Origin of the sequence: Bradyrhizobium sp. Mp27, assembly GCF_029953005.1 — a bacterium.
In the GTDB taxonomy this organism is placed as follows: domain Bacteria; phylum Pseudomonadota; class Alphaproteobacteria; order Rhizobiales; family Xanthobacteraceae; genus Bradyrhizobium; species Bradyrhizobium barranii.
This window is the reverse complement of sequence record NZ_JASAUS010000059.1, coordinates 1-12195: the sequence shown is the minus strand read 5'-3', so window position 1 is coordinate 12195 and position 12195 is coordinate 1. Positions and strand designations below refer to the sequence as shown.

Sequence of the window (12195 nt, the reverse complement as noted above, 5' to 3'; positions counted from 1 at the left end):
CGTGCAGCACGACGCCGTCACCGAGCGCCGCCATAACCTCGGTCCGATTCCATTCGAAGCCGACGCGCCATTCCTCAAAATCGTCGGGGAATTGCCGCGCGATCTGAATGGCGTGCTCTATCGCAACGGTCCCAATCCGCAGTTCGATGCGCCCGGTGCGCACTGGTTCGTCGGCGACGGCATGCTGCATGCCTTCCACCTCGAGAACGGCCGCGCCAGCTATCGCAACCGCTGGGTCCGCACGCCGAAATGGCTGGCCGAGCACGATGCAGGCCGCGCGCTGTTCGGCGGCTTCGGCCGCAAGCTGCCGGATGCGCCGCAAAACCTCACTGACGGCGGCGTCGCCAACACCAACATCATCTTTCATGCCGGCAAGCTCTTGGCGCTGGAAGAAGCGCATCTGCCGACCGAGATCGAGCCGGGCACGCTGGCGACGCGCGGCTATCACAATTACCAGGGCCGCGTCGCCGGCAGCTTCACGGCGCATCCGAAGGTCGACCCGGTCACCGGCGAGCTCGTGTTCTTCGGCTACAACGCCGCGGGTCCGCTGACCCCTGCCCTCTCCTACGGATCGATCGACCTAACAGGCAAGGCCACGCGCTTCGAACGTTTCGAGGCGCCCTACGCCAGCATGGTGCACGACTTCATCGTCACCGAGAACCACGTGCTGTTTCCGATCCTCCCGATCACCGGCAGCATGGAGCGCGCGATGAGCGGACGGCCGCCTTATGCCTGGGAGCCGGACAAGGGCGCCTATGTCGGCGTGATGAAGCGCAACGGCACGGCCAAGGACATCGTCTGGTTCCGCGGTGAAGCCTGCTACGTCTTCCACATCATGAACGCGTGGGAGGACGGCAACCGCATCATCGCCGACGTCATGCAGTTCGAGGAAGCGCCGCTGTTTCCGCATCCCGATGGCCGGCCGACGGATCCGGAGAAATCACGCGCCCGCCATTGCCGCTGGACGTTCGATCTCTCAGGGACGACCGACCGCTTCCAGCAGACCTATCTCGACGATCTCACCGGCGAATTCCCCCGCATCGACGACCGCCGCGCCGGATTGAAAAGTCGTCACGGCTGGTACGCCTGCGCCAATCCGCGGCTGCCGATGTTCGGCGCGCTTTCGGGCGTCGTCCATGTCGACGGCAACGGCAGACGGCTCGGTCATTATCTGCTGCCGGCCGGCGATACCATCTCCGAGCCGGTGTTCGTCGAGCGCGCGACGGATGCCGCGGAAGGCGACGGCTGGCTGTTGGCGGTGGTCTGGCGCGCGCGGGAGAACCGCAGCGACCTCGCCGTGTTCAACGCCACCGATGTCGAAGCCGGTCCCGTTGCGCTGGTGCAGCTCGGCCACCGCGTGCCCGACGGCTTTCACGGAAATTGGGTGGGCGCGCAGTAACTCTCGCCTCGTCATTCCGGGGCGCGACGACGTCGCGAGCCCCGGAATGACATCGCGGATGTCACCAAAGAGGCCTCGCATGCACATGCCCTCGATCACCGCAGATTGCCTTGCCGTCCTCGCCCTGGCCTGCGCCGCGCTCGCACTCCGGATGATCCGGCTGCGACGGAGCGGCCATGTCATCTTCAACGGCGGCATCTTGCTCTCGGTCGGCCTCCTGTTCGCCGCCGCGCTGCCGATCCTGTCGCGCCTGCCCGGGGCGGAATTCGCCGACGAGGCGTCCGACCAAGCCATTGCTGCCCTTCACTTTTTGGAAGTCACCTACGTTATTTTGACACTGTAAAGATTTCGCTTGACCCGACACCGTTCCTGATTTATTGATCTTTACATCGTAAAGATTAGCCAGACCGAGGCGGCTCATGGCGATTTTCCTGATCCTCGCGCCCTACGGCGCCTACACTTTCCTGATGCTGGTGACGTCGGCCACTTCAAGCGTGTTCGCCGCGTCTGCAATCTGCCTCGCCACCATCACGGTCGATGTCGTGCGCGGCCGCTCCGTGAAGATCCTGGCGATGGGCTCGGCGATCGTATTCGCCGCAATCGGTCTCTACCTCGCGCTGATCGACCCGAAGCTCGGCACGCTGGGCGTCAAGCTGTCGGTCGACATCGGCATCTTCGTCATCTCGCTCGGCTCGATGCTGGTCCGCCACCCGTTCACGCTGCAATATGCGGTTGAAACGGTCCCGGCCGAGACGGCGGCGATGCCCGGCTTCCTCACCGCCAATTACGTCATCACCGGCGCCTGGACCGCCGCCGCGCTGTTGATGATGGCCGCCAACATCGTGCTGCTCTACGTCCCCGGCCTGCCGCTCTGGTCGGGCCTTGCGGTCGCCTTCGCCGCCCGCAACAGCGCGATCTACTTCACAAAATGGTATCCCGAGTATCGCCAGATCAAATATGCTGCGCCCGCCGCCGTGCTGCCCCACACCCATTGAAGACAGGACAGACGATGAAAGACGTATTCCGCCGGCTCGTCTCTGATTTCCTCTCCACCATCGTCTTCCTGGTAATCTATCTCGTGACCGACAACGTCATCCTCGCGACCGCAGTCGCGATCCTTGGCGCCATCGGCCAGGTGATCTGGTCGCGGATCAAGGGCCAGACGCTGGGCTACATGACCTGGGCGAGCCTCGGGCTAGTCATCGTGCTCGGCGGCGCAACGCTGCTCACCCACGACCCACGCTTCGTGCTGGCGAAGCCCGCGATCGGGCATGTCGCGATCGGCATCATCATGCTCAAGCGCGGCTGGATGCTGCGTTATCTGCCGGCGATCGTGACCGAGACCATTCCGGAATACGTTACCTTCGCGGGCTACGCTTGGGCCGCGCTGATGTTTGCGCTCGCCGCGGGGACCGTTGCGGTTGCCATGACCGGCGACATGAAGCTGTGGGCCTTCTATATTTCGGTGGTCCTGATCGGCGCGAAGATCGTTGCGTTCGCGATCCAGTACGTGGCCTTCCGCCTGCTCATCGGCAGCCGTATTCGCGCAGCCCGCGCTTAAGGGCGCGTCAAAGAGAGCGTTAGGCACGTCACGCGAGTTAGGCTATAGGCGTCCCTGGCTCACCTTGCGGATTGTCGCAAGGTGCCGGGAAAAAGTTGGGAGACACGAATGGCCGTGGACGGCAACTGGACTCTGACCATGACGACGCCCATGGGCGAGCGCAAGGCCACCCTGACCTTGCTCAGCTCCGGCGGCACACTGACCGGAACGCAGGGTGCCGACGGCAATTCGGCCGAGATCTTCGACGGCGCCATCAGCGGCGACGCCGTCAACTGGAAAGTCTCGATCACCAATCCGATGCCTTTGACGCTCGAGTTCATCGGAACGGTGTCCGGCGACAGCATGAGCGGCGAGATGGGCATCGGCCCGATGGGCAGTTTTCCGTTCACGGGCGCGCGCGCATAGGCACGTTGCGAACCGTGCGCGTGCTCCGTCTCATCGCGGCAACGATCCTGTGTGTCGCGACGCAAGCGGCGCGCGCGGATGACACCGAACCGGCGTGGCGCGCAAGCGCGCTCGCCATGGTGCCGGCGGGCTATGTCGCCGGCACGGCCTACCGGACCGAAGGATCGACCGGCACCCTCGCCGTCTATCCGGCCTCGTCGAACGATCCGAAGACACCGGCAAGCGTGTTCGCTGCGCGCCAGGCCCTCGTCGTCACGCTGACGCCGGATGCGACGCGCGCAGTCTCGGCCGAATTGAAGCCGCGCAGCGGGCCGGATCCTGACAACGACGATACCGATTTCGCAAAGCTCCACGCCGGTCTCGCCGCCAGGCGCGCAACGCTGCCCGATGGCACCGAGCCCTGCGATCTCGGCGCCTGGTCCATCGACAAGGATCCTGATGGCCTCAACGTCCGCGCCGAGCCTTCGGTGAAAGCGCGCGTGCTCGGCACGCTGCCGCCGCCCTATCGGCTGAAGCTTGGCGGCGCCGAGAACACGCCCGAGGGCGGCTGGCTCACCGAATTCCGCATCATCGGCTTCAAGGACGGATGGTTCCTGATCGAAGGCGCCAAGCCGCCGGGCAAGGATTACGAGGACGAGAAGAGATATCCACGCAGCGCGCCAAAACCCTATGCGGGGCGCGGCTGGGTCGCGTCCAACAAGGTCGGCGCGTCCTATGCCAACGGCGCGACGCGCATGGGCGGACTTTTCCAGGCGCCGTTCGTCGATGCGAAATGGATGCCGGCCCAGCGCGAGCTTGGCGGTCCAATCGACACCGACGGCGGCCCGAAACGCATCTTTGCCTGTAGCGGCCTCTGGGGCCTCGTCGAGAGCCAGGACGGCGTCCGCGGCTGGTGGCGCTCGCTGTGCTCGAACCAGGTTACGAATTGTAGTTAGGGAAATGGAGCGGGCTAACACCGCTCTCGTGTCCCGGACGCGGTGCAGCGCCAAAAGCGCGTTCACGCGCGTCTTCGACGCGCTATGGCGCTGCTCCGCAGAGCCGGGACCCATGCGCCATGTGGCCCCCGGATCAGCGGCGCACCGCTTCGCGCTACGCCGCATCCGGGGAAAGTAGCGCTAGCCCAGATTCAACTCCTTGAAGAAGTCATTCCCCTTGTCATCGATGATGATGAATGCCGGGAAGTCGACGACTTCGATGCGCCAGATCGCTTCCATGCCGAGCTCGGGATATTCGAGCACCTCGACCTTCTTGATGCAGTGCTCGGCGAGGTTCGCGGCCGCACCGCCGATCGAGCCGAGATAGAAGCCGCCATACTTCTTGCAGGCCTCGCGCACGGCAGGTGCCCGGTTGCCCTTGGCCACCATCACCATCGAACCGCCTGCCGCCTGGAACTGGTCGACGAACGAATCCATGCGGCCCGCGGTGGTCGGGCCGAACGCGCCGGAGGCGTAGCCCTCGGGCGTCTTGGCGGGACCGGCATAGTAGACCGGATGGTTCTTGAAATAGTCCGGCAGCGGCTCGCCCCTCTCAAGGCGCTCGCGCAGCTTGGCGTGCGCGCTATCGCGCGCGACGATCATGGTGCCGGTCATCGAGACCCGCGTCTTGGTCGGGTACTTCGAGAACGTCGCCAGGATATCCTTCATCGGCTGGTTGAGGTCGATCTTGACGACCTCGCCGCCGAGCGACTGCTCGACCTGCGGCAGATACTGCGCGGGGTTGTGCTCGAGCTCTTCGAGATAGACGCCATCCCTGGTGATCTTGCCGAGCACTTGCCGGTCGGCCGAGCACGACACGCCGAGCCCGATCGGCAGCGAGGCGCCGTGGCGCGGCATGCGGATCACGCGCACGTCGTGGCAGAAATACTTTCCACCGAACTGCGCGCCGACGCCGAGCGACTGCGTCATCTTGTGGATTTCCTGCTCCATCTCGACGTCGCGGAAGGCGTTGCCGTCGGGCGAGCCGTGGGTCGGCAGCGCGTCGAGATAGCGGGCGGAGGCGAGCTTCACCGTCTTCATGCACAGCTCGGCCGAGGTGCCGCCGATCACGATGGCGAGATGATAGGGCGGGCACGCCGCGGTGCCCAGCGTCAGGATCTTCTCCTTCAGGAAGGCGAGCAGCCGGTCCTTGGTCAGCACCGAGGGCGTGGCCTGGAACAGGAAGCTTTTATTGGCAGAGCCGCCGCCCTTCGCCATGAACATGAACTTGTAGGCGTCGTCGCCCTCGGCGTAGATCTCGCACTGCGCCGGCATGTTGTTGGCGGTGTTCTTCTCCTCGTACATCGACAAGGGCGCGACCTGCGAGTAGCGCAGATTGCGGCGCAGGTAAGCGTCGCGCGCGCCTTCCGACAGCGCCGCCTCGTCGTCACCGTCGGTGATGACGTTGCAGCCCTTCTTGCCCATGATGATCGCGGTGCCGGTGTCCTGGCACATCGGCAGCACGCCGCCCGCCGCGATGTTGGCATTCTTCAGGAAGTCCAGCGCAACGAACTTGTCGTTCGGGCTCGCCTCGCCGTCCTCCAGGATCGCGCGGAGCTGCTTCAGATGGCCGGGGCGCAGATAGTGGTTGATGTCGCCAAAGGCCGCCTCCGACAGCGCCCGCAGCGCCTCGCGCGACACCACCAGCATGTCCTTCCCCAGGACCTTCTCGACCCTGATACCCTCGGCCGTGATCTTCTTGTAGGGCGTCTCGTCCTTGCCCAGCGGGAACAGCGGGGTGTGCTTGTAGGGCGGAACGGGTTTTGCTGGATCGGGGAAGGCGGTGGGAGCGTTCATGGGCAAATCTCGGGGTTTTGGAGCCCTCGCGGGCCTCTAAGCGTAGAAGCGTTCTAAGCTTTTTTGCCGCGAATGGAAGGCGTTCTGGCGCGGTCGAGGCATCCCGATTCGGCGTCACGACGGCCCTTTTTGGTTGCCGTCGGCCGGACGCAAGGTGGCGATGACCGTCCCCGGCAGGCTCCGAGTGCACCCCTTGCGCTCGGCGCGCGACGAAGGTTGAATGCGCGGCCTAAGGGGCTTTTCATCATGATTTTCAAACTGAACGTCCGCGGCGCGATCCTGGTCGCCGCCGCCATCACCGGCCTTGTGACCCTCGCCTCGCCTGCCCGCGCGGATCGCTGCGATGACAGCGCCAAGGAGCTGGCGAACCAGGTCGAGCGCCTCAAGGTGAATTTCCGGGCCGCCAACATCGTCTACCTCTCGCACCCCGCGGCCAAGGAGCTGTCCGTGGGTTGCCGCGGCGACAGATATTCCATCGAGCTCTATGCCAAGGGCGATCGCAAGCCGACGCCGGAGTTCCTTTCACTCGTGGGGTCGATGGCAGCGATCGTCTTCACCGTCACGAAGGACGACACCACGACGGGCGCGACACGCTGCCTGAAGCGGATGGGACCGTTGCGCGGCGACAAGGTCGTCATGCGCTACCGCCGGCTCAACATGGAATGCACGCGTACCAAGACGGATGCGTCCATCGCGATCACGCGCGGCAAGGACGAGTAGGCGCCACTCGCTCTTTCCACACGCTCCGTCATTGCGAGCGCAGCGAAGCAATCCTGAGTCTTTCCGCGGCGGGATTCTGGATTTCTTCGCTGCGCTCGCAATGACGAGGAGAGTGCCGCGGTCCTCTCAAATCGTGCACTCGCGGGACCAAGAACGGCATCCCACCGCACCAACTCCCTCGCATTTTAACGATTGGCTTGACGGAAGCTTCGCTCCTCGCAGCGCAAGGTCGATTGTTTCCATGTGTGAGGATTTGTGGATGAGCGTCTCTACCGTTGCGCCGCCGCCGATCGCGATCGTGGTGCCGAGCTACGACGCGACCAAGCAGCAGGACGACCAGAAGACCAAGGACAACGACCCGACCTACAAGCCGCCGCCGCCCGCGCCGCTGCCGCCGGGTCACGGCACACGGATCGATCAGCTCGCCTGATCAGGGCCGGTCAAAGATGAAACGCCCGATCCGGTCGATCGGGCTTTTCGCGTGTCCGGCCGCATCTTCGCCGGATAGCGGGACCAATATCGTGCGCGTCTGACCTGCGCATGATCGCAAAATTGCCGTTCCAGAACATGATCACCGCCGCGGCCATCCGCGCGCTGCTGTTCGCTTGCGCCGGAACGATGCACTGACCTTCGGTCTGACTGTCCCTGCGCACTTCCGTCCGGCCCGTTCCTCCCGGCACCTCACTCAGCGGCTCGCCAGGGCTGCGTGAGCGTCTACAAGTGTGATCCGCCTCATCAAATTTCCACATCCGGCGTGCTCATCTGTGAGGCCGAACGAACCCATCTATCCGTTCACGGACACGCGTATGGAACCGAATGAAAAGCTGCTCTCGCTGGTGGCGGACATCTACGATGCAGCGCTCGACGAATCCCGATGGACGGCGACACTTGGCAGCATCGTCGACCTGGCGGGCGGCCAGAGTGGCGGTCTGGTCTGGATCGGAGCGGCCGGCGGGGCCGTGATCTCCCATGCCGTCGGTGTCGAACCCGTCTATGTTCGGTCCTACATCGAAACCTACGAGCCGTTCGATCCGTCGCGCAGCGTGCTCCACGCCGCGGTCGGCCAAATCCAGACGATCAGGGACTGGATCGACGTCGACGAATTCCGGACGACCACATTCTACAACGAATGGGCGCGGCCGCAGGGTCTCGAGGACGCCGCCAACATCCTGCTCGGCAAGTCTGCCGAGGGAATATCCCGCCTCTCGATCATGAAGGGCGGCGCGCCCGTCGATCGCAGGATGTATCAGACGATCTCTCACCTGACGCCGCACATGCAACGGGCCATGCTCGTCAGACAGAAGCTGCAGCAGCAGAATGCATTGGAGACGACGTCGGTCCGCACGCTCGACGCTCTGCGCACCGCCGTTCTGCTGCTCGATGCCGACGGTCATGTCACGCACGCCAATGCGAGCGCGCGAGAGATTTTGGACGAGGCCGACGTCCTTCGTTCGGTCCACGGCCGGCTCGTGACGTCGGACCTGAATGCCGATCGGATGCTGCGGCAGGCGCTGGCGGGCACGGCTCTCGGCGACCGGTCGATGACGAGCGCGAGCATCTCGCTGCATCTGACGGCCCGCAACGGCTCGCATTATGTCGGAAATCTCCTGCCGCTCACCGCTGGACGCCGGCAAATGTTCGGGGCCAGCTATGAGGCCTGCGCCGTCCTGTTCGTCAGCAAGGCAGCGCTCGAGACGATCGTCGCGCCCGACCTCATCCGGAAGCTCTTCAAGCTGACGCCGGCCGAGCTGCGCGTCTTCCTGGCCATCGTCGAAATCGGCGGGGTTCCTGACGTGGCCAGAAGCATGGGCATCGCCGAAACGACGATCAAGACCCATCTCACCAGGATCTTCACGAAGACCGGAACCAAACGACAGGCGGATCTGGTTCGGCTCGTGGCGGCCTTTACATCGCCCATCAAGATTTGAAGCCACCCCTGTCGCACCGGCCGCATGTTTGTCCGAAGAATGCTATCAATGCGCCGGCGTATGACGGAATCTGATCGAGCATGATCGCAAAACTGCTATTGCAGAACACGATCACCACCGCCGGCATGGGCGCGCTGCTGTTCGCTTGCGCCGGGACGATGCATTGGCCTTCGGCCTGGGTGTTCCTCGCGACCTGCGCCCTGCTCGGCCCGCTCTGCGGCTGGTGGCTTTATCGGGTCGATCCGGCGCTGCTCGCCGAACGTCTGCGGCCGGTCCTGCAAAGGGACCAGCCTGCCGCTGACAAGGCCTTCATGATCGTCTTCGTCATTGCGATGCTGGCCTGGCTGGCCGCGATGGGGCTCGACCGGCGCACGCAATTCTCCGACATGCCGGTTGCGTTGCAGGCGCTCGGTCTCATGCTGTTCGTCCTCTCGACGCTGTTCATCCTGTGGGTGTTCCGCGAGAACTCGTTCGCCGCACCCGTGGTGAAGCTCCAGGCCGACCGCGCACAACGCGTGGTCTCGACGGGGCCTTACGCGCATGTACGCCATCCCATGTACAGCGGCATGATCCTGTTCTTCGCCGGCGTGCCGCTGCTGCTGGGCTCGTGGTGGGGCCTCGTGATGGCGCCGGTCATCGTCGTTTTGTTTGCTGTCCGCATCGGCATCGAGGAGCGCACGTTGCGCGAGGGCCTGCCGGGCTATTCCAACTATATGACGCGCGTGCGCTATCGCCTGCTGCCCGGCGTATGGTGAGCCGCTATCCGGACCGACTAATTGTCCAATTCCTTGTAGCGGCGGAAAATGCCTTGCTCGTTGAAGGGAATGCGGCGCTCACTTTCGAGATAGGCCTTGATGTTCGGCCGCGCGGCGATCCGGTCGTGCAGGCCGACGAGGCCCGGGATATTTCCCTCGAACGCCTTCATGCGCTTGGGAAAGGCGTAGCGTAGCCCATCGACGATCTGGAACAGGGAGAGATCGACGTAAGTCAGCCTGCGACCGGTGACGTAGGCACCGCCATTGCCGGCGAGGAGCTCTTCGAAATAGCCGAGATATTTCGGCACGCGCTCGTCCCAAAACTCGGCCGTGCGCTTCTTCGCCGGCGCCTTCTGATCTTCATAGTACGTCGAAAGCCCGAGCGGGTGATGGGTGTCGTGGATCTCGGTCACGAGGTCGGTGATGGTGAGCTGAAGCTGGTGCACCCAAAGCTTGCCCGCTTCCGTCTTCGGCGCGAGCCCATGACGGGCGCCGAGATAGAGCAGGATGTTGGCGGTCTGGCCGATGACGAGCTTGCCCGCTTTTAGGAACGGCGGCGCGAAGGGCGGCATGCCGCCATGCGCGTCCATCATCTTCATCATCGCAGCTGTTCCGCGCGCCCCCCGCGCGACGTCGACGTAAGCCGCCCCCGCCTCCTCCAGCGCCAACCGCACATATTCGCCGCGGCCCTGGATCTCGGGCCAGTAGTAGAGCTCGTATTTCATGGGAAGGGTCCGTGAGCGTGGAAGCGGTCGGACCAATGTAACATGCTGCCGAAGGTTCCGTGAGAGCGAGACGGAACGGCGGCACCACATACCCCGTCATTGCGAGCGCAAGCGAAGCAATCCAGAATCTTTCCGCGGAGACAGACTGGATTGCTTCGCTACGCTCGCAATGACGCGGGGAGAGAGCTGCGCGCCCTAACTCAATTCGCCGCGAAACAATACATCAGGCCGTCGCCGCCGGTGCTCTTCAGATCGGCCTGCGAGCAGCCGCCGTCGGGACCGCGCGAGGGGTGAGAGCTGTTCCAGGACTTTGACGGCTCGTCGTCGCGCAGGCCCTTACGATCGGCATGGCCGACGACCGCCGCGCCCTGCGTGCTCGACGTCCAGTTCCTGCAGGTCTTGTCGTCACCCGCAGCAAAAGCGGTGCCGTCCGGTTGCGATCCCGTTAGGACATCATGCCGGTTCGGCGTGTCGCCGGCGCCGTTGATGACCTCGCCCTTCTCGCTGAGCGCGGTCTGCTTGGTGAGATTATTGGCCGCGCCGTGCAGGTCGGCAACGTCCTTGGCAATCACCGCTCCTTTGGCATTCTGCCACGGTCCCTTGCCAATACGGTCCTTGGCGTTGACGGCGGGCTTGCCGTCGGCGGCCTGCGTCGAGAGATAGGCGCGCCAGGTCTTGGCGCCGCCACCGCCGGCCTGCGCCAGCTTCTGGCACTGCGCATCGGCTCCCTCCAGGCCGCCGAGATCGGCGCCCTTGCCCGGGCCGCTCGAGGTCACAAAGAACGTCATGTCGGCTGACTGCGCCTGTGCAGATGGACTTGCGAAGAGCGCGAGCGCAGCGCCTGCTGGCACGATGACCCTGGCAATAATGCTCATCCTATCCTCCCGATTTTTCCCGCGATTGCTTCTGGCTGGGCGGTCTTTGATCCGCTGACATGAACCCGTCACGACAGACATTATTCCAGCGGCCATCCGCCGCACGCGCATCACCTCGTGCGGCGGCGCACGACCGGTCGCCCCGAGGGCCATGTCGATTAATTGCTTCCCGAGACCGTAGCGCCGGGCGAGCATACCAACGTGGGGCAGATCCTCAAGCGATCGCCCAGGGGAGGACGCGGGAGTCCGCTGCGGGGCCGTTCAGGGCGGCATCCGCGATCACATCGGGGCTGCCGCCGGGCGCGGCGCGAGGGGAGATCGTCATGCACTGGAACACCGTCCGCCCAATTGCGACAATTGCCGGCTATGCCGCGCTTTGCTGCCTTGCCATCAGTCCGGGCTGCGCCGCGGCCGCGGAATTGCTCAAAGCCCGGCTTGCGCAAAACCTCGCGCCGATCTCCGGCCTTGCGATCATCGCCAAATCGAAGGGGATTTTCGAAAAGCACGGACTGGACATCACGGTCTCGAACTTCACGTCCGGCAAGCAATGCCTGGACACGTGATCGGGGGCGGCGCCGACATCGCCACAACGGCAGAGGCGCCGGTCACCGCTTCGGCGATGGCAAACCAGCCCATCGCCTTCGTCGCCGGCATGGAATATTCCGACCTCAAGACGGTCGTCGCGGCCAAGGCCGGCGTCAAGACCAAGGCAGACCTGCGCGGCAAGCGAATCGGATTCACTGCCGGCACCGGCAGCGAGGTCTACACGGCGACGTTGCTGAAGTCGGCGGGACTGACTCCCAAGGATGTCACCCTCGTCAATCTGCGGCCGCAGGAGATGCTGTCGGCGCTTGCAGCCGGAAGCATCGACGCGATCGACACTTGGGAACCCCACATCGCCAACGCCAAGAAGACCCTGGGCGAGGCCGCCGCTGAACTCGATACACCCCGCGGGTCACTTCAAATTCCTCCGGGTGTGGTCAGTCAAATTCCTCCACCCGCGAGGCAGGACAAGGGACTGTTAGTTTGAGTTTGTTTCCCGGGCAAGAGCTTCAG

At 64.3% G+C, this 12195-nt stretch carries 15 protein-coding genes; 12 read left to right on the top strand and 3 right to left on the bottom strand.

Annotation, left to right across the window (positions count from 1 at the left end; all coding sequences use genetic code 11):
- Position 1 precedes the first annotated feature (1 nt).
- The 6 genes from QJT78_RS26485 to QJT78_RS26460 all read left to right on the top strand — a co-directional run bounded on the left by QJT78_RS26485 (position 2) and on the right by QJT78_RS26460 (position 4300).
- The gene (locus QJT78_RS26485; protein WP_028151219.1) at positions 2 to 1399 is read left to right on the top strand and encodes a carotenoid oxygenase family protein; all 1398 of its coding nucleotides are present in this window, start codon (positions 2 to 4) and stop codon (positions 1397 to 1399) included.
- A gap of 79 nt (positions 1400 to 1478) precedes the next feature.
- Positions 1479 to 1742 (top strand): hypothetical protein, encoded by a 264-nt coding sequence (locus tag QJT78_RS26480; protein WP_038942025.1) that lies wholly within the window; start codon positions 1479 to 1481, stop codon positions 1740 to 1742.
- A 76-nt stretch (positions 1743 to 1818) separates the two neighbouring features.
- A complete protein-coding gene (locus QJT78_RS26475; protein WP_038942026.1) occupies positions 1819 to 2394 on the top strand; it encodes a hypothetical protein in 576 nt (191 codons plus the stop codon).
- A 14-nt stretch (positions 2395 to 2408) separates the two neighbouring features.
- Positions 2409 to 2960, top strand: a complete 552-nt coding sequence (locus QJT78_RS26470) for a septation protein IspZ (RefSeq protein WP_028151222.1) — start codon at positions 2409 to 2411, stop codon at positions 2958 to 2960.
- A 108-nt stretch (positions 2961 to 3068) separates the two neighbouring features.
- Positions 3069 to 3365, top strand: a complete 297-nt coding sequence (locus QJT78_RS26465) for a hypothetical protein (protein WP_014494041.1) — start codon at positions 3069 to 3071, stop codon at positions 3363 to 3365.
- A gap of 14 nt (positions 3366 to 3379) precedes the next feature.
- On the top strand, positions 3380 to 4300 hold the full coding sequence (locus tag QJT78_RS26460; RefSeq protein WP_028151223.1) for an SH3 domain-containing protein: 921 nt from the start codon (positions 3380 to 3382) through the stop codon (positions 4298 to 4300).
- Positions 4301 to 4480: 180 nt separating this feature from the next.
- On the opposite strand, the gene QJT78_RS26455 is transcribed toward QJT78_RS26460, so the two are convergent.
- The gene (locus QJT78_RS26455) at positions 4481 to 6136 is read right to left on the bottom strand and encodes a fumarate hydratase (RefSeq protein ID WP_014494037.1); all 1656 of its coding nucleotides are present in this window, start codon (positions 6134 to 6136) and stop codon (positions 4481 to 4483) included.
- Between the two features lie 246 nt (positions 6137 to 6382).
- Between QJT78_RS26455 and QJT78_RS26450 the strand changes: the two genes are divergently transcribed.
- The 4 genes from QJT78_RS26450 (at position 6383) to QJT78_RS26435 (ending at position 9539) form a co-directional block, all read left to right on the top strand.
- Positions 6383 to 6856, top strand: coding sequence for a hypothetical protein (locus tag QJT78_RS26450; RefSeq protein ID WP_038942029.1), 474 nt, complete (start codon positions 6383 to 6385; stop codon positions 6854 to 6856).
- A gap of 259 nt (positions 6857 to 7115) precedes the next feature.
- The gene (locus tag QJT78_RS26445; RefSeq protein ID WP_193375897.1) at positions 7116 to 7286 is read left to right on the top strand and encodes a hypothetical protein; all 171 of its coding nucleotides are present in this window, start codon (positions 7116 to 7118) and stop codon (positions 7284 to 7286) included.
- A gap of 376 nt (positions 7287 to 7662) precedes the next feature.
- Entirely contained in the window at positions 7663 to 8784 is a 1122-nt protein-coding gene (locus tag QJT78_RS26440) for a LuxR C-terminal-related transcriptional regulator (protein ID WP_028151226.1), read from the top strand.
- An 80-nt stretch (positions 8785 to 8864) separates the two neighbouring features.
- Positions 8865 to 9539: an isoprenylcysteine carboxylmethyltransferase family protein gene (locus tag QJT78_RS26435; protein ID WP_028151227.1), complete on the top strand. Its 675-nt coding sequence runs from the start codon at positions 8865 to 8867 to the stop codon at positions 9537 to 9539.
- A 17-nt stretch (positions 9540 to 9556) separates the two neighbouring features.
- Here QJT78_RS26435 and QJT78_RS26430 read toward each other — a convergent pair whose 3' ends face one another.
- Both QJT78_RS26430 and QJT78_RS26425 read right to left on the bottom strand, forming a co-directional pair.
- On the bottom strand, positions 9557 to 10264 hold the full coding sequence (locus QJT78_RS26430) for a glutathione S-transferase (protein WP_038942030.1): 708 nt from the start codon (positions 10262 to 10264) through the stop codon (positions 9557 to 9559).
- A gap of 200 nt (positions 10265 to 10464) precedes the next feature.
- Entirely contained in the window at positions 10465 to 11139 is a 675-nt protein-coding gene (locus QJT78_RS26425) for a lectin (RefSeq protein WP_028151229.1), read from the bottom strand.
- Positions 11140 to 11462: 323 nt separating this feature from the next.
- On the opposite strand from QJT78_RS26425, the gene QJT78_RS26420 reads away from it, so the two are divergent.
- Together QJT78_RS26420 and QJT78_RS26415 are read left to right on the top strand one after the other, a co-directional pair.
- Complete coding sequence (locus QJT78_RS26420) at positions 11463 to 11702, top strand: hypothetical protein (protein WP_240537474.1); 240 nt, start codon at positions 11463 to 11465, stop codon at positions 11700 to 11702.
- On the top strand, positions 11687 to 12169 hold the full coding sequence (locus tag QJT78_RS26415) for an NrtA/SsuA/CpmA family ABC transporter substrate-binding protein (RefSeq protein ID WP_281460359.1): 483 nt from the start codon (positions 11687 to 11689) through the stop codon (positions 12167 to 12169). Before QJT78_RS26420 ends, QJT78_RS26415 begins: the two co-directional genes overlap by 16 nt.
- The last annotated feature ends 26 nt before the right edge of the window (positions 12170 to 12195 follow it).

What these genes read in the sequence shown, in the direction of transcription:
- QJT78_RS26430 (WP_038942030.1), bottom strand. Translation starts at nt 10,264, where the DNA reads ATGAAATACGAGCTCTACTACTGGCCCGAGATCCAGGGCCGCGGCGAA.
- QJT78_RS26425 (WP_028151229.1), bottom strand. Translation starts at nt 11,139, where the DNA reads ATGAGCATTATTGCCAGGGTCATCGTGCCAGCAGGCGCTGCGCTCGCG.
- QJT78_RS26445 (WP_193375897.1), top strand. Translation starts at nt 7,116, where the DNA reads ATGAGCGTCTCTACCGTTGCGCCGCCGCCGATCGCGATCGTGGTGCCG.
- QJT78_RS26420 (WP_240537474.1), top strand. Translation starts at nt 11,463, where the DNA reads ATGCACTGGAACACCGTCCGCCCAATTGCGACAATTGCCGGCTATGCC.
- QJT78_RS26415 (WP_281460359.1), top strand. Translation starts at nt 11,687, where the DNA reads ATGCCTGGACACGTGATCGGGGGCGGCGCCGACATCGCCACAACGGCA.
- QJT78_RS26480 (WP_038942025.1), top strand. Translation starts at nt 1,479, where the DNA reads ATGCACATGCCCTCGATCACCGCAGATTGCCTTGCCGTCCTCGCCCTG.
- QJT78_RS26455 (WP_014494037.1), bottom strand. Translation starts at nt 6,136, where the DNA reads ATGAACGCTCCCACCGCCTTCCCCGATCCAGCAAAACCCGTTCCGCCC.
- QJT78_RS26470 (WP_028151222.1), top strand. Translation starts at nt 2,409, where the DNA reads ATGAAAGACGTATTCCGCCGGCTCGTCTCTGATTTCCTCTCCACCATC.
- QJT78_RS26435 (WP_028151227.1), top strand. Translation starts at nt 8,865, where the DNA reads ATGATCGCAAAACTGCTATTGCAGAACACGATCACCACCGCCGGCATG.
- QJT78_RS26465 (WP_014494041.1), top strand. Translation starts at nt 3,069, where the DNA reads ATGGCCGTGGACGGCAACTGGACTCTGACCATGACGACGCCCATGGGC.
- QJT78_RS26450 (WP_038942029.1), top strand. Translation starts at nt 6,383, where the DNA reads ATGATTTTCAAACTGAACGTCCGCGGCGCGATCCTGGTCGCCGCCGCC.
- QJT78_RS26440 (WP_028151226.1), top strand. Translation starts at nt 7,663, where the DNA reads ATGGAACCGAATGAAAAGCTGCTCTCGCTGGTGGCGGACATCTACGAT.
- QJT78_RS26475 (WP_038942026.1), top strand. Translation starts at nt 1,819, where the DNA reads ATGGCGATTTTCCTGATCCTCGCGCCCTACGGCGCCTACACTTTCCTG.